The following is a 16029-nucleotide window of genomic DNA, read 5'->3' as shown; positions in this document are numbered from 1 at the left end:
TGTTGGTTTTTTGGACTGATGATAAAACCTGATTTACAGCTGAAGTTATTGTTTTATAAGCTCATATCTCAGTTCTCCGGGTTCTGTTGAGTACTCACCATCTTCCGTTTCTTTTATGTCGAATAGTTTTATGGTAGTGCCATTTATCCGGTAAGTGTAACAACTTTGTTTGTCGGTTTGATTGTTAAAGCAAATAAGATCGGGGTAATTTTCTGGGCCGGCAACAAAATCGGTGATTACCTCATATTTTTTGTGGTTTTCAAAACCGGTTACAGCTCCGTTATCTGAAAAGGTCAAAGTCATTTTCTGGCCGGAATTTTCGATTGTTTCGTATGTTCCCGAAAATAAAGTTTTGTTAACCATATATTTTAAAACATCATCAGCGCCTTTAGGTGCTTTTTTGTATTTTACCTGTTTAAGCAGTTTTTTGTTTTTGTTGTAGCGATTGATTATCAGTGTGGTATCGCGGTTTGAAATGTCGTAACCCAGTTCAAAAAAGTCCGTTTCGCTATCATAATTGATAATGTTCGTCTTAACTGAATTTTTGGTCAGCCCTTGTTTAAACAGGATTTTGAAACCATAACCTTCATGAATACCCGGTGCACTAACTTCAAGTGAATCGCCGGTTATTTGTGCTGTATCAATGTCCAGTTGAACCATCCAGGCCAGCGCATTTTGGGACTGAAAAGGGGATTTCGTTTTTTTAAGATCTTCGATATAACCTGTTTCATACCATTCTCCGTTAATTATGGATTTGATTTCTTTATGCAGATCTTCTGCAGTGTTGCTTTTCTGTTGTGCTAGGTTGTCTGTTTTGGGTTCGTTCTTCTGACAGGAAATCAGAAAAAGAAAAGCGGCAAGGATTGAAAAGGTATGTTTCATTGTTTTGTTGATGCTAATGTACCGCGACTTTAAAGCGTTGTGATTTTAATTACTTTGCTTACAAATATACCGAAAAGTTGAAAAGAGAAAGTTGAAAAAAGGAGTAAAGGTTTACAACCAACTGTCCTATGTTAATAGCTTTATTTACTGATATTTTAGCCTACATTGTTGTTGTAAATACTAATAAACGTTTAATCTCTTTACTGATTTAACACAACGTTGATTCCTTTGCGCAAAGTAGCATGGATTTCTGCGATTGAGTCAACAAATTGTATGAGTTCCGCTATTTCACTTTCGGAATGATTATCGGCTTTTACATTAGCAGTATAGGAGATATTGACTGCCGGTTCACCTTCTTTTCCAAAAGTTCCCGAAACCGTAACGTCAACAGCATCTAAGGTCATTTTCCTTTTAGCAGCTTCCCTGTACAAATCATTGCAAAAGCAAGTGGCTAAAGCTAAAAAAAGCATTTCCCCACCATTAACCGATGATCCGAATCCTTCAGCTTTTGACGGTATTGTGATGCTTTTTTCAGCATTCTCGGTTTTTACAGTAATGTCATTTCTTTGAAATGAATTTTTCAATGTAGCGGATATATTCATAAACTTAGGATTTATGGCTTATTAAATCTGTTAAGCGGTTGTAATCTTTCCCAAACTTGCTTTCAACCTCTGCCACAGTCATAATAGTTTTATTTTACCCTGGCCAGTTTGATAATCGCCTCTTTATTATTTGGGATATTTGCTTTTCCTGACAAAGAATCTTTGGAGGTGATTTTGAGTTTGTAATACAGATAAAAGTTATCGGTATTCAGGTTTTGCATTTGAAATTGTAAAGAGTCATTTCTTAGAATGATATTGGAATACTTATAATTCTTTCTGTTTATACATTTAATCACAATGTTTTTTTGGCTGTCTATATCAATTTTGAGTGTATCAAGATAATCTACATCATTCGTGTCATCAATAATTGATACCCAGCTCTCCGTCCAGATACCGGTGATTTTTTTAGGATCGGTTCCGTTTGTTTTTTTTGTGGAAGTACAACTTAGGATTGCCAGACAAAAAAGGATTGTGATAAGGTTTTTCAAATTGATCATCTAAAAGTGGTTATGGGGTCCGATAGCCGTTACACCTTTGGTTTTTTAGCATTAACAGTAACAAATATACCGAAAATTCCGTAAGAAAAACAGGGTAGAAGTAAAGGGTTTTTTTGAATCAGTTTGGGTAATAAAACATTAATAGTCGGTGGGAACGGTTTTCTTTGTTTTGACTGATTTTATAAATTCAAACTGCTTTGTTTTTTCATTCCAGATGTTCACAAAGTATTCTTTTTGCTGAATATCCTTTTCATCTGTGTCATTGCTCTGAACGCAATACTGGGTTATAAAAAGCCTGCTGTCATCCTGAAATTCCAGGCAATCTTCACCTTCGTCAAATACACAACCATAAAAGTATCTGGATTCTCCCATTGGAACGTTATAGACCTTACCATTAGTAACATCAACCATTGCACCGTCAAGACAGCCTGTTCCGCAACCCCAGGTGCAAATTATGTAATGTCCTGCAAAATTTACTTTCCCCGATGTGTATTCATCCGCAATTGCCGTTTTATATCTTTTTGCGGTTTTATTACTGTTGAAATCTATTTTTGCTTTCTTTTTGTTAGTTGTTTTTTTGACCTTGTAATCACTAAACAAGAAGCCTTCAATGCTTTGTGCAGAAAGGAAATTTGTGGTCAATACTATAAACAGAAGCAGTGTGAAATTTCTAATCCTCATTTCTGATGTGTTGTTTGTGCTGTTGTATTATTTTTGTCCGAAGACTTTTTTAAAACCAATTTTCAATTTGTCAACTAAGGATTTTTTAGGTTTGACATTGTCGAAAAAGGCCGGGTTAAATTCAACATCGGTATTTTCCTGTTTGATGAATTCCGCCAGTTCAAAGGGATTGAAATTGTCATCATTTTGAACCATTTCTGCAAATTGCGCTTCAATTTCCTCTTTCGGTAACAATAGTTCTGAAGTGTCGATGCCCGCAAGTCTTAATGCTTCAATATAACCAAAGTCACCAAATACAAGGTCATAATCACTCCAAAAATCTTTACAGGATTCTGATAAGCCCAATGAACTCTCAGTGATGAAGACTTTTCTTTTTTCCTGATCAATAACGATGCATTGATAGCTTCCGTTTTCACCTTCTTTTGGTAAATCGTAGTTCTTTTTGTTTTTGATTTCTGGAATAATCTCCTGGCCGTAACTGATAATCTTTTCGAGGTTAAAATTCCCGATCATCGTTATGAACAGAGATAATTCTTCTTTTATAATTACGGATGTTGTGCACCAGTCAACCGGTTTGTCAACAAGTATTTCTTCTTTTGAAGCTCTGTCAATCGGTTTAAATTCCTGTTTTGAAATGTAATCAATGCCTAATACCTGTTCAGCATCGTACATTCTGTTTTTCAAAATATTGAGTTTCCAGCCGCTCCATTTTTTTGAAAGCTGATTCAGATAGTATTCAATCACTGAGGTATCCCTTGAGAATTCAAAAGACCAAAAATGTAACGCTTTATTGGTTTGGTCTATAATGACGCAGCCTTCAATCCAGGGCTCATCGATAATCTCATCGTCAAGTTGGCATTCCTGTACAAATTCTAAAAATTTTTTCTCTCCGAGGTAGAGGTCAGGTGCAATGCAATTCGCTCTCCAGTGATTGTAATGGATTGTCAGTTGATTACCGTCTTTTAGGATATAATTTGCTCTTTGGCCCATTTCTGTGTGTTACTTAAATTTATTTGGAACGTCCCTTCGGCTTGTCTGTATTTTTTATTTCTTCAGCCGTTATTTCTCTTGCGGGTGAGCTAATAGGGTTTCTTTTAGGAGGTCTGATAGGAGGGCCGAATTCTTCTTTCAGAAGATTCTCTTCATATATCAGTTTTACATCTATTACATTTTTAGTTGCGGCAATTTTTTGGGTCTTCATTCCGATGAAATTAAAAACCAAAGTATCGCTCGGTTTCGCTGATAAAGAATACTTTCCGTCAAAATCTGTAGTCGTTCCTTTTGATCGGTCAATTAGGATTCCGGCACCATATATCGGATTACCGGTTTCATCAGTAACTTTTCCGGAAACGATTCTTTCCTGTCCAAAGGAGAAAAAAGAAAAAAGAAAAAACGGTATGTAAAAAATAGGTTTCATTTTTACTTAATTGCAATTTTGATTTCTGCGTCAGTTTTTGTTATTCGGTCAGTTGTATAATCGCGGTCTTCAACAGTAAACGTAATGTGAGCCAAGTTATTTACTACATTGATTTCACAATTTTCTAAATCCTCATTATACTCACGGTTTTTGAATTCAGCCAGCCTCCTTTCAAAAATAAAGTATTTATGTTCCGTTAGTTCAAACTCGTTCGGCAGATTCAAGGGGCCACTGGATTTTGCGTATAAAATATAATTGTTTGAATTTGAAATCTCACTTTTAGGCCATATAAGAGCAATCATCATGAAGATAAAAACTATTCCGGCAAGGCCAAACAGTAAACTTAACAATGCAACTATCGGGGAAAAGATATAGATTGAAAAGTAGGCCTTAAGTTTTCTATTCACCAGAAAAAATAAAACAACTCCGGAAATCAGAAAACAATATTTAATGATTTGGGAATAAGCAAAATAGAGGGTAACCCCACAAACTTTATTTGAAACGAAATTCAATAAAAGAAGAATCCCGCAACTGATATGTAACGTAATCAGGATTTTCTTCAAAGGATACTTCATGATAAATTGTTGTTGTTAGTTTAAATCAAATAACTTTTCTATTTCATCCTGACTTGTTTCCTTAAGTGTCAGTTTAATGCTTTCCTTTGGTTTGATTGTCAACGCAGTTTTGTAAGCGTAAGTCTTTCCGTTTTTGATTGAAAATGCAATGAGTTGTGTCTTTGCACCAACAGGAATATCCCTAAATACTGAATTGTAATTTTTGTTTTTAACCGAAATGAAACTGTTTTGCATTACACTGTTCATGTCTTTAAAAATCAGATAAACAGTAGCATTTGAAACACTCTCCTTTTCATCGAAAGCGTATAGTAAATCCGTTTTTTTTGGGATGTCGTAAAATCTGTCGCAATTGATCCAACCGAATTGTTTTAAATTAATGGCTTTATAAACTTTGTTTTCAAGTATAGAATTTTTCTTATTGTCTCGAGCCGCTTTCTTTTCTTCTTTGGTCAAAGGCCTCTTATTATCTTTTTTCAGGTACGCATATAAATCGTCCATCTCCGGTTCAGTCAGTAGTGAATCTACTTCTGCTGGAGCCGTTTCAGCTGGCTGTTTTGGTTTGCTCACAAAATTCTGTCCGGCACTTTGCCAGTTGAGTTGCCTTAAAGAATCTCGCTCACCGTAAAATAAAGCCATCTCCTTTGAAGTGATCTTAGGGAATTCTACCGATAAGGTTTTACCTTCTTTTAGTTTTAGCTGTTCCCCGCCGGAAGTAATGTTGATATAGTAAGCACCACCGGACACAAGCAATTTTCCGTTTGAAGTGGTTGGTGCATTAGTCCGGAAAAGTTGTTCCTGATTGGTCAGTTCTTTTAATTCCACTTCAATGTTTTTCCCGATTGCCTGACCGTTTTCCATTACTAAGTCGGCAGGATTTATAGAAATAATTGTTCCTTGTTTGCCTATTACTTTTGTGGGTTTACCAGCCGTCACTTTGAAAACCTGTGACGGTTCTTCGTACTGCTTCAGAAAGTCATTGATTTTTTTAGATTCAGCTTTAAAATCGGCTGTTGCGACGTTGTTATCCGATGTTTCAATTTCGGATGTTTCTTTTTCGGAAACCGCTTGATTCTTGGTACAACTTACCAATGTGAACGTTACAAGGAGAAAAAGTCTGAAAATGTTTTTCATTATCGGTTGTCTTTTTGTTTTGAATTAGGGTGTTATTTTATTCTGACCTAAGTGTCGGACAATCATCTAAATTTAAAGCCGGCTTATTTTTATCTTCACAACCGTAATTAAGCTTTGCTCGTTGTTTTCCATTATCATCCAACTCGAATCCGATTCTTATGGAAAACCAGCAGTCGCCCGTTTTGTACCAATATTCCGAGCTTCCGTAACCGTCACCTGATTCGTCATCGGTGTCAATTTCTGAGGCAAAGAAAAACAACGAACCCAATATGGCTTTTCCCGATTTAGAATCAATAATTTTATTCTCCTTGTCCAAGAGCTGAAACTCGAAGTTTAGGTTTGTCAGATTACTTCTTGTAACGGCCAGTATGAATTTATTATTGTCTTTAGTTCCCTGGAAAACAGTTTTTTTGTTTAGGATAAGGTCAGTAGGGAAGTAGGTAGTGTCATTACTGGTTAGAATGTAGTTGTCAACGAGTTTGATTGGTTGGGTGTAGCTTGCAAGGCCTTTAATAAATTCCGGGTCATATTGTGATTTGTCTTTTATGTAAATGTCCTGCGGTTGCTCTTTAGTCGATACAATCTGTGTAGCAGAAACTGGTTTTTTGTTCGTTGTACTTTTTGTTGACTGTTTTTCACAGCTCCAAAAGACAAATGTTATTGTTACTGCGTAAAATAGGTATTTCATAGTAGTTTTTAAAATTGGCTGTTTTAGTAACGGGATTCTAAGTTCAATAGTAACTTCTCAAGTTTTTCAGTGATGATTTTTTGGGACTTTGAAGCTTCAGTAATAACTGGATTTTCCCAATCCTGATTTTCTATTACATATAATTTGAAGGTTCCTTTATTGCTGTATATTTCCCCGTACCAACCTAAATCAATTATTAAATTGAGCTTTTCATTTTTTAACTGTAATAAATCTTCGGAAAGATACAGTAGGTTTTCATTTTCACTGTAATCAGTTTCCGGATCATAGGTAAAAAAAACATTTTGTACGACTTTATAATTATCAGGAACAGTAAGCTTTTGCAATTCGTATTTCATGTTGTTTATTGATCCGTTTTGTGTTTGGGTAAATCGGTGTTTTTAGATTTTAAAATAAACTTGTGGTAAATAAAAATAATTACGGTTGCTGTAATCCAATAATACAAAGAAAAAACCCAAAAGTATAGCAAAAACCAAACGAACCACAGACCGATATATTCAAGCCAATGTTCCGGCCAATAATTTTCAATTAATACCCAATCATCTATGATGATGTAAATCCAATACACTACCGTAAATAAAATAGTCAGGTATTTGAAAATGTATGCCGCTTTTTTAAATCCTTTTTTCATATCGCCAAAACTGTCGATTTTTATTGCTGTTGCATACAAATATACAGAAAATAGCTACCGCTTAAACCAAGCCATAAGTTACTTAAGCGGCTGAGCAATTCCGATTAAAATCCCTTCCGGGCCACGAATGTAACAAAGTCTGTAAGCGTCTTGGTATTGCACTACTTCTTCAACAAGTTGTGCACCGTGTTTGTAAAGTCTGGCAAGTGTGTCGTCTATGTCTGCAACCGCAAACATAACGCGTAAATAGCCTAAAGCATTCACCGGCGCATTGCGATGGTCTTCAATAACTTTCGGGTTGATGAATCTTGATAACTCCAGCCGGCTGTTTCCGTCCGGTGTAACCATCATGGCAATTTCCACTGATTGATTAGCAACTCCAGTAACACGACTGGCCCATTCGCCCTCAATCATAGCTCTTCCTTCTAATTCCAGACCGAGTTCAAGAAAAAAAGCGATGGCATCGTCAAGCGATTCCACCACAATTCCGACATTGTCCATCCGAAGCAAATTATGTTTTGTCATGACCTGAAGTTTAGGGTTTAACGGATTTTAGTGCTGATACTTACAAATTTACCGAAAAGTTTCAAAGAAAAGCCGCATAGGAGTGAAGACTTTAAAGCGGAATTCTCTAATTCACACCTGTCTGAAAGTTATTTAATCCAGTAGCAGCGTTCCGTCTTCGGTTAAGATTACTTTTCCGTTTTTTTCAACTTCAAGTGTAATATCCGGAGCATCATCCGCTCCGATTATATTCCTGTAAATGTTGTATTTGTACTTGCCACTTTTGAAAGTGATCACATGATTTCCGCCGCTTCCCTGGATCTCCAATTCACCATTGGTTAAAATCAGGTCTGGTTTTGAAGATTCGTCCTGTACCGATTTCCAGGAAGCATATCGGTATTTGTCATTTGCCAGTTCGTCAATCCTGATCAGATAATTTTTGCTCTTTATTTTATAGGTAGGAGTTTTAAAAACTTTTAAGGATGGATGTACGCTTTCTATTTCTTTGGCAATTAAACCTTCTCTTAGTTTTTTTTCAGCCCTGCTCTCATAATTGACGCGGATTATTTTTCCTTTTTCACTGTCAATCCAAATAACACCATTATCTAACATGATTCCTCTCCAGCCAACTTCAGACCATTGTTCCGTTTTTGAATTGGCAATCGTGCTGATGATAACGCTGTCAAAAACATCATTGAACCGCTGCTTGAATTCTGCTTCGTTTTTAATGCTTTTTAACGGATATTCTCTGTATAACGGATAACGAATTATAGCTGAAATACCTTTGATGTTTTTCTGTTTGAATAATGCTATTATGTTTCGGATGTTTTCCGTTTTATACTCGTCAAGTTTTTCATTTTGACTATAACTCAGGTTGAATAGGAAAAACAGTAAAACCAATATTTTGAATTTCATTATGACGTAAATGTTATTTAAGTTTCACTTCAACTTTATATTCTTGATCATCGCCATCCACGAATTCCAATCCTTTCAGATAATATTTATTCTTGATTTTTATGACATGTGATTTTAAGGGTTCATCACTACATCGTCTGTAAGTAACTTTTGTAATTGGTTTCCATTCCTTTCCATTAAAACTGTATAGATAGAGACTTCCCCAACAACTTGTAAACCAATTTGGCGAAAAAATCAGTTCATTATAACCATCCTTGTTTAAGTCGCCTGCGTTGTCTACAGCTCCCCAAACGGAACCTTCAAAATAGATTTCAGGTATTTTACAGGAAAAGGTAATCTTGTTGAAACAATTGTTATCCACACAACCGAACTGGTATAGTATTTCCCCGTTTTCATCTACATGTTTAATAGTTGGCGGTGTGTAAATAAAAGCAGTATCTGTAATCTTGTCATTATTGATATCACCTAAAAGAACAGTATCGGTCATAGCCGCTTCGATCTCTTCTTTTTCTTTAACGGTATCTGTTGTTTTGGTAATTGTTTGAATTTCACTATTTCTGCCTTTCGATTTTGGGAAAAAACCAAAGATTACAACTAATACGATTATGAAGGCTAAGTACTTTTTCATGGTAGTTTTTATCGTCCGGCCGTTTTTTATATTGTGGTGAAAAGTTTGTTGGTGATGTTACAAATGTACCTAAAAGATTAATGAAAGGAGAGAAGGTCTGTCGAAAGTGTTTTTCTAATGTTTTTTCATTATTCACATTTTAACTTTCCATCAAAATAATTTTCGACAAAATATTTCATGTCAATTTTAGATTCTTTTCCAAATTGGCTGTTAAAACTTTTCAGACTTCTATTGATTTCTTTATTACAGATAAACGGTTTCGTATTTAAACCACCTGTATTAATGATTCCAAAAGACTTGATAAACCATTCTTTTTCGAATTTAAAATCCAAATAGCATATATCCGGACTGAAATCAGTATTTCGTTGTATTATTCTAAATCCTTTTTCATTAGTTTGAATGTTGTTAGCTTCTAAATAAACATTTTCAACACTTGGAGTTTTAGTTACAAAATCAGGATTATCGGTGCAATCAATACTGCAAATTTTTACTTTTTCATTACCGTGAAAAATATAAATATTTTTTATTTTTTTTGTTTGTAAATCGCTTTCAACTGATAAGGTTTCCAAAGCAGAATCATCTAAGACATCAAATAAATATTTAGGCTCTTTATCAATTGTCTGCTTATCTTTATTGTCGCATGAAATACAGACTAATAATAGAAATGATAACGTTATAAATGTTTTCATTTTATGTGTTTAATTTAAGCTAGTTTTTCTGAAAATAGTTACCAACGTTTCGCAGGCTTTACAAAGTGGAAGATTTTCCATTAATCACCAAGCTCCGCCATTTTATAAAACCGCCGTTAGCAGCTGGCTTTGATAATTAAGCTATTTTTTCAATTCGACAATTTTCACATTCCGGATTTGTTTTTACAAAATCCTCTATTGATTCTTTTATTTTTTCAAACGATTCACCATAAAAATATAAAGCTGTCTCAGTATTCCCTTGCCAGTATCGTATTATGTCAGTATCAATATCTGCTAATCTTTTGATTTCTAAAGCAATTGCTTCTGAATCAGAATTTTTATAAACTTCATCCGATAAGTTTATTCCGTCTAAGTATATCGCAAGACCTTCTTTCTTTCCAAATGAAAAGGTTTCTTTGGTTTTTTCTATCAATAAACTCGATCCTTTTGGTGCACCAAGTTCTTCTAATTTATCAATAATTTTATTTACAATTTCTGTATCAAATTTATCAGAATTAATGAATATTTCAATGTCGCAAAATTCAATTTCACCAGTTTCAAGTTGCATTGTTCCACCACCTGTTACTTCTCCATAATTGTTTATTTTTAAATAATCATCTAATGGATCCTCGTAAATATTTCCTCCATCTATAGGCATGATTTTGTCATTTAGTGTTGCCACTAAAAACATTCCTGAATTTTCACTTGCTTCTCTTTTAAAAATTTTTTTGAATAGATTTTTCAACATAATGTGAGGTTCTTTAAGCTTGCTGTTAACTCACAAATATACCTAAAACCCGCAAAGAAAAAGCAGAATAGGAGTGAAGACCTTAAACCGTAATCACCCCCAAATACCTAATCACGCTTCAATGAAACTATTGAGGGCTTTTTAGGCTTCTTTTAAAGCCCTTTCCAAAACATTTAGGTTTTCGATGTATTCACTTCTGTCTTCCCAATCCGTGGAAAGTTCTGCCCAGATTTTTTGCCTGTTGATTGCTAATTGTAGTAATGGTTTGTTTTTGGCGTCAATTATGCCTTCGTCTGCAAGTTGTGCAAATCCGGTTGCAATAACTGAAATGTCAACTGTAAAAATGTAGTGCTGATCGTCAAAAGAGTCGTCTTCTATTTTTTCTTTAATTGCTGTCCGGTCAAGTATTCTTTCGTTGTATTCGGATATAGCTTCTTCCGAAACGCCTTCAAGAGTCCATTTTAAACAGTCATATGTTTCTTTGTTTGGATTCTTTTTTCTCCAATCACGGAATTCAGACAAAGCCATATCGCCTTCATCTGATCCAAAAGGTGCCAGTTCATCAATGCAGGACCAAAAGAAATCTTCAGGAATTAATTTTACAGCTCTCGGGTGAGCATTTTCTTTGACAATTCCATAGGATTCTGCCTCTAAGTCTTGAGGGTTTTCTATGTTCTTTTTTCCAAATAGTTTTTTAAAAAAATTCATAAGCTGTGGGTCAAAATTTATACACTATTCTGTAAAGTTCTTTCAACGGATAGTCGCCTTCAAGGCCATAGTCATTAATCTCATATTTTGCATGGGTAGTATAAATAACGGCTCTGGAACTTGGCTGATCCGGCATTGTAACGTTGTATTCTGGTTTTAATTTTTGCACGTCCGAAATCTTAAGCAAGTGTATTATTTTTGTCATTTCTGTCTTGCTGAGCGAATAGGTCGAACCTTTATATTCCGGGTTGTAATAGGACTTCACACAAACACTTGTGCCTTTTGTAAAGTCAATATCAGCTTCTATGGAAGGAAAGCTGTCTGATTCCACGCCGAAAGCACTCAAATTCATTTCAATCTTCTCGATGACCTCAGTCTCAGATCGTGAATTTTGGCCACAACCGAATAAAGTCGTCAATACGATAAATATTGTTGGGATGAGTAATTTTCTTGTCATGGTAAAATGTTACTGCTGTTTTTTATTTAGTAATCCGATGATAAACTTCCAAAGGTTAAATTTTGATTTTACCGGTATTGGAGTAATCTGATCGAATGTTTTTATTTCCACTTTATTTCTATCGGTTACGACTATTCCGTAATGGTTATCAAAATTCGAATGAATTCGCTCAAATTTCCCAAGGGCCAGCATTTTTTCATTGATTCTTACTCCATCAGCATAGTCTTCATAGATATTTACTGGTAAAGGCTGATATTTTGAAGTAGACTTTATGTAAATGGAAAAGAAATAAGGATCTAAATCCCCAAATTCAAGGCTGAAAACAAGAGGGACTTCAATTTTTTGTTTTGTTTTTTTATTGCTGAACCTACAATGAAAACCATGCAGGAAATAGTTCCAATTTTCAAGAGTACCTGTTTGGTAATCATTGCCTAAGAATTTAGTAAATGTCATCCAAGGGCACTCTGGATTTATTTTTTTTCCAAGTTTATCGGCTAATTTATAAATCAGTATTTCGCCTAATTCCCTGTAATCTTTTGCACACTGTTCGAAGAATTTTTGATTCGCTTCAATTTCTTCATCGGTGATTAGTTTTGTAATATTTATTTCAGGTTCCAAAGTGTGTACGCCAATTTGAAAACCTTCAAGTTTGTCTTTTAAAAACGCGCCAATTCTTTCCCTTTGGTTTTCTAAAGCATCACTAAAAACAATTTTTAAGTTTTTTTCTCTTGGAATTGCTTTAATAGCTTCAATACTTGGGATTTCGTCTGTTGAATTTATTGAAATTATTTCAGTTGTTATTAGCACGATACTTTTGTTGTATATGATTATTGGTGTTCAGCTGTCTTTAATTAGTATTAACGCTAGGAGTAAAATATAATTTTATAATACAGTAATTTATAATCAGTATTCTAAATATTCTTTTAAATCATCATCGTTAAAAAGTATTTTATGATCCGGATTTTTGATGTAATTTTTTTGTTCCGATTCGCAGCGCTCGCCATCATCTGAAGCCCAGTCAATTTGCCTGAATTTAATGTGTTCGTGTTTTTTTTCGGCAGTGTTTTCTTCGCTTTTCCAATTTTCTAAATAACCTTGCCAGGTTTCGTTTTCGCAGCATTCACATTCCTCATTATAAACGGCCTGATAACCGCAAATTTCACAAAACGCCACCTCTTCAAACTTTCGGATATAACTATGAGCAGAGCTGTAAAAGTTTTTGGAAAGATGACTCAGCAAATTCCCGAATCCGATGGTGTTTTTTGAGATATACAATTTGTTATCACTCCATCCGGCATGTTTAACAATGCTTTTGTTTAATTCAATCAGCAAGAATCTATATCTCCCGTAATGGTCCGGATCTTCGAATGACCGCTCTTTAATTTCATCCCAATGATAATAAGTCCCGTTGTGGTTAAAGCCTTTGCTGTCAACGGTAATTTTGCCTCTGTTTTCTAAATAATGCTTTCTGCATGCTACATAATCCCATCCTGAATTATGCCTGATTTCTCCTTTCTCTCCGCAGGTTTCACAAACAGTTTGGGATTTGTATTCGTAACCATCAATAATTTTGTGAATATTGTCTCCATATTCACAATGCGTATAAAATCTCAGAGAAGCGTATTTTTCTTTAATACAGGTAACTTTTTTATCCCAGCCGTTAGCGTTTAACTCTTTGATGAGTTCCAGGGTCATCGGGTACCATGCCGGTGAAATCTGCAGACTGATTCCGTTTAGATCGGCAAGTTTTCTTAAATCAAAAGCGGTTATATCGTCATTGATTATAAATTCCTCAACGGTTTTACAATCTTTATTGATAAATTCTGCATCTTTATAAAAATCAGTTACTTGTTGATTCTCAAGTGAAAAATGCTCAATTGTTGCGCCATTGGATTTTGCAATTCTGGAGTGGATACTGTCAATCAAATCCTGATGCTCATAATTTCTTCGATACCTGTTTCGTTGTCTCGGTTCAGAAAGACCGATGTTTAAAACTAAAATTATGGCTGTCAGCGCTATAAAAATCCCAAATATAACTACGGCTGTTACTGTCATCTGCTTATTAAATTCAATTTTTTAATTTAAGCTAACGTCCCGCCGGCTTTAAAAAGGCGGAAATTTGTTGTTGATGTTCAAATATAGGGAAAGTTTGAATGATTCCGGCTTGTTCCCTTGTGAAGCGACACTTGCCATTTAATAAAATTGCTGTTTTATGCTGCTTTAATTTTTCAGATAATATAAAATAGATTTTATTTCATTATCATTTAATTTAAACTTATGTCTATAGGGAAAGTTGTTATATTCCTCATTCATCTTTATAGCAGTCTCATTACCATTTTTAATTAAACTGTCTTGATTGTTAATAAATGCTCTTAAAAAAACAAATTTGTATTTATCATTTTTAATTCCATAAACTAGGAAATTATCAGTTCCGTATTTATTATGACAGCCTTTACAATTATTTTCAAAATACACTTTGCCAATATTGAAAAGAAGCTTTTCTTTTTTCTCTTTTTCAAGATTTTCATAGAAGTCATTCCTTTCAATCTCTTTTTTACAAGAAATAGAAAGTAATAATAGAATCAGATATTTTAGATGTAGATTTTTCAAAAGTTGTGTGCAATTCCCAAATATACCTAAAGATTGTTCCGTTTCATAGCATATTAAGTACCATTTCTTTTATTTCCACCAATTTGCTTTTGGTTTTTTCTGCCATCCATTCATTTGGTATTTTTCGGAAACACTGAATTCTCCGGCGCCAATATCAAAATCACAATCTGAATTTGGAACACGATAATCGCCCCAGTTGCATTTTAAAATTTTATTGGCAGCATAACTTTTCCAGGTTCCCGTGAAACCATTATTGAAATAGCCGTCTGCAGCTATTCCAATGTCGTTATATTTTATACTGTTATCGTTATCTGTGTAAAATTTTGTTTCCAGTTTTCCTTTAAATGCCCCCGCATTTTTTTGCCCCCGGATTTCATAGAATACATACTCAGCCGTTAGTAAATATTGGTTTTTAATTTTTCCCTGATATTCATTATCTACTCCAAATCCGGCGTTTTTTACTTCTTTGATTTCTTGCAAAGTTATCATGCCTTTAAAATCGCAGTTATTCCCGTTCACGCTGGATTTTCCAACTATATAATATTCCTGGGAATTTAATTCATTCTTTTTAATTGAAATGAATTTTATTAGAAGTCTTCGGTTATTCTTCCCGATGACACCATAAATGTTTTGATTGTCTGTCTTTAACCAAAGACCGGAAAAGTTCTCTTTTTGAAATGCTGCAAGTAGGTTTTTTGAATCTGCTTTTCCTTCTTTTAGTATTTCTGTGTGACAGTTTTGGGAAAATAGATTTACAAAGAAAAGGAGTGTAAAGATTAGAAATTTTCCATTCATGGGAGCGTTCATTTTAGGATTGTGGCTAATAGCTATTTTCCTTATCGTTCAACTAAGGTGTCTTTTTGAATTAATTTACCGTTTGCATCAAACCTGGAAACTTCAACTTTATTTTCAAGTTCCATAATTCCGGTTGTTTTGCCAAGGTCAATTCTTTTTTCAATTAGTTTGAATTTATACTTGTCAATAGAATAAGTATGACTTTGCATGCTTGAATGACTGGTTATGTGCCGGTTTTTTAGCGATGGTTCAATATTTCTCAGTTCGGTCTTTTTATCATAAACCAGCGATTTTGTATCCGGATCATAAAATAAACAGAAATACGCAGATCCGTAAAACCCGCCGCTCGGAACTTCGATTAAAATGTCTTTGTAGCCATCCGTATTTATATCGGTTTTTTGAAGTTTAATTCCGTTTACACCAAGGTTACAGTCAATGCTTTGTATTTTCTTGTAGTGCTTGTTTGTGAACTTAAACGCCTTTACCGTTGAAGAATCAATAATTATTGAAAATTTCTCTCGGTTCAATTGAAAAATTGAAAAGTAAACCTGATCATAAACTTGTTTTTCCAACGAATCAATTTCCTCATAGAGTTCTAACGATTTTTCAAAACTGGAACTATAGATCTTTAAGGAATCATCCGGCAAATTTGATTCATCATCAGACTCACGATTATAGATGTAAAGTTGAAGTATACTGTCACTTTGGTTCTTATTCTTAGCAGCATTATTTTTGTCATTTGAGCTGCAGGCAGTCAAAAGGAGCAGTAGGAATGATATGAATATTGGTTGATTCACTTTGATATTTTGGTATTGCGGCTATGATCTGCAATATTGTTTTAAACCGATGGAAA

Annotated in this window: 22 protein-coding genes; all 22 read right to left on the bottom strand. The window is 34.5% G+C overall.

What is annotated here, in order from left to right; genetic code table 11:
• Positions 1-45: 45 nt before the first annotated feature.
• The 22 genes from ACWPKD_RS03700 to ACWPKD_RS03595 all read right to left on the bottom strand — a co-directional run bounded on the left by ACWPKD_RS03700 (position 46) and on the right by ACWPKD_RS03595 (position 15973).
• A complete protein-coding gene (locus ACWPKD_RS03700) occupies positions 46-882 on the bottom strand; it encodes a hypothetical protein (RefSeq protein WP_455411330.1) in 837 nt (278 codons plus the stop codon).
• A 200-nt stretch (positions 883-1082) separates the two neighbouring features.
• On the bottom strand, positions 1083-1484 hold the full coding sequence (locus ACWPKD_RS03695; RefSeq protein WP_455411329.1) for an OsmC family protein: 402 nt from the start codon (positions 1482-1484) through the stop codon (positions 1083-1085).
• 89 nt (positions 1485-1573) lie between these two features.
• Entirely contained in the window at positions 1574-1981 is a 408-nt protein-coding gene (locus tag ACWPKD_RS03690; protein WP_455411328.1) for a hypothetical protein, read from the bottom strand.
• A gap of 138 nt (positions 1982-2119) precedes the next feature.
• Complete coding sequence (locus tag ACWPKD_RS03685) at positions 2120-2662, bottom strand: hypothetical protein (RefSeq protein ID WP_455411327.1); 543 nt, start codon at positions 2660-2662, stop codon at positions 2120-2122.
• Between the two features lie 27 nt (positions 2663-2689).
• Complete coding sequence (locus ACWPKD_RS03680; protein ID WP_455411326.1) at positions 2690-3652, bottom strand: hypothetical protein; 963 nt, start codon at positions 3650-3652, stop codon at positions 2690-2692.
• Positions 3653-3671: 19 nt separating this feature from the next.
• Positions 3672-4079, bottom strand: coding sequence for a carboxypeptidase-like regulatory domain-containing protein (locus ACWPKD_RS03675; RefSeq protein ID WP_455411325.1), 408 nt, complete (start codon positions 4077-4079; stop codon positions 3672-3674).
• Positions 4080-4081: 2 nt separating this feature from the next.
• Positions 4082-4654 carry a hypothetical protein gene (locus ACWPKD_RS03670; RefSeq protein ID WP_455411324.1) on the bottom strand — a complete coding sequence of 191 codons (573 nt, stop codon included), beginning with the start codon at positions 4652-4654 and terminating at the stop codon, positions 4082-4084.
• 15 nt (positions 4655-4669) lie between these two features.
• On the bottom strand, positions 4670-5785 hold the full coding sequence (locus ACWPKD_RS03665) for a hypothetical protein (RefSeq protein ID WP_455411323.1): 1116 nt from the start codon (positions 5783-5785) through the stop codon (positions 4670-4672).
• 37 nt (positions 5786-5822) lie between these two features.
• Positions 5823-6473, bottom strand: a complete 651-nt coding sequence (locus tag ACWPKD_RS03660) for a hypothetical protein (RefSeq protein WP_455411322.1) — start codon at positions 6471-6473, stop codon at positions 5823-5825.
• A 23-nt stretch (positions 6474-6496) separates the two neighbouring features.
• A complete protein-coding gene (locus ACWPKD_RS03655; RefSeq protein WP_455411321.1) occupies positions 6497-6829 on the bottom strand; it encodes a hypothetical protein in 333 nt (110 codons plus the stop codon).
• A 371-nt stretch (positions 6830-7200) separates the two neighbouring features.
• On the bottom strand, positions 7201-7647 hold the full coding sequence (locus ACWPKD_RS03650; RefSeq protein WP_455411320.1) for a VOC family protein: 447 nt from the start codon (positions 7645-7647) through the stop codon (positions 7201-7203).
• A gap of 132 nt (positions 7648-7779) precedes the next feature.
• Positions 7780-8541, bottom strand: a complete 762-nt coding sequence (locus tag ACWPKD_RS03645; RefSeq protein ID WP_455411319.1) for a hypothetical protein — start codon at positions 8539-8541, stop codon at positions 7780-7782.
• Between the two features lie 13 nt (positions 8542-8554).
• Complete coding sequence (locus ACWPKD_RS03640) at positions 8555-9169, bottom strand: hypothetical protein (protein WP_455411318.1); 615 nt, start codon at positions 9167-9169, stop codon at positions 8555-8557.
• A gap of 128 nt (positions 9170-9297) precedes the next feature.
• On the bottom strand, positions 9298-9858 hold the full coding sequence (locus ACWPKD_RS03635) for a hypothetical protein (protein WP_455411317.1): 561 nt from the start codon (positions 9856-9858) through the stop codon (positions 9298-9300).
• A gap of 136 nt (positions 9859-9994) precedes the next feature.
• Positions 9995-10606 (bottom strand): hypothetical protein, encoded by a 612-nt coding sequence (locus ACWPKD_RS03630; RefSeq protein ID WP_455411316.1) that lies wholly within the window; start codon positions 10604-10606, stop codon positions 9995-9997.
• A gap of 141 nt (positions 10607-10747) precedes the next feature.
• On the bottom strand, positions 10748-11314 hold the full coding sequence (locus tag ACWPKD_RS03625; RefSeq protein ID WP_455411315.1) for a hypothetical protein: 567 nt from the start codon (positions 11312-11314) through the stop codon (positions 10748-10750).
• 10 nt (positions 11315-11324) lie between these two features.
• Positions 11325-11771: a DUF6438 domain-containing protein gene (locus tag ACWPKD_RS03620; protein ID WP_455411314.1), complete on the bottom strand. Its 447-nt coding sequence runs from the start codon at positions 11769-11771 to the stop codon at positions 11325-11327.
• 9 nt (positions 11772-11780) lie between these two features.
• On the bottom strand, positions 11781-12578 hold the full coding sequence (locus ACWPKD_RS03615) for a DUF6896 domain-containing protein (RefSeq protein ID WP_455411313.1): 798 nt from the start codon (positions 12576-12578) through the stop codon (positions 11781-11783).
• 96 nt (positions 12579-12674) lie between these two features.
• Complete coding sequence (locus ACWPKD_RS03610) at positions 12675-13826, bottom strand: hypothetical protein (RefSeq protein ID WP_455411312.1); 1152 nt, start codon at positions 13824-13826, stop codon at positions 12675-12677.
• 165 nt (positions 13827-13991) lie between these two features.
• Positions 13992-14381, bottom strand: coding sequence for a hypothetical protein (locus ACWPKD_RS03605; RefSeq protein ID WP_455411311.1), 390 nt, complete (start codon positions 14379-14381; stop codon positions 13992-13994).
• Positions 14382-14450: 69 nt separating this feature from the next.
• Complete coding sequence (locus tag ACWPKD_RS03600; RefSeq protein WP_455411310.1) at positions 14451-15176, bottom strand: hypothetical protein; 726 nt, start codon at positions 15174-15176, stop codon at positions 14451-14453.
• Positions 15177-15217: 41 nt separating this feature from the next.
• The gene (locus ACWPKD_RS03595) at positions 15218-15973 is read right to left on the bottom strand and encodes an XAC2610-related protein (protein ID WP_455411309.1); all 756 of its coding nucleotides are present in this window, start codon (positions 15971-15973) and stop codon (positions 15218-15220) included.
• Between the last annotated feature and the right edge of the window lie 56 nt (positions 15974-16029).

It is taken from the genome of Flavobacterium pedocola (genome assembly GCF_053764385.1).
This window is presented reverse-complemented; position numbering and strand designations above follow the sequence as displayed.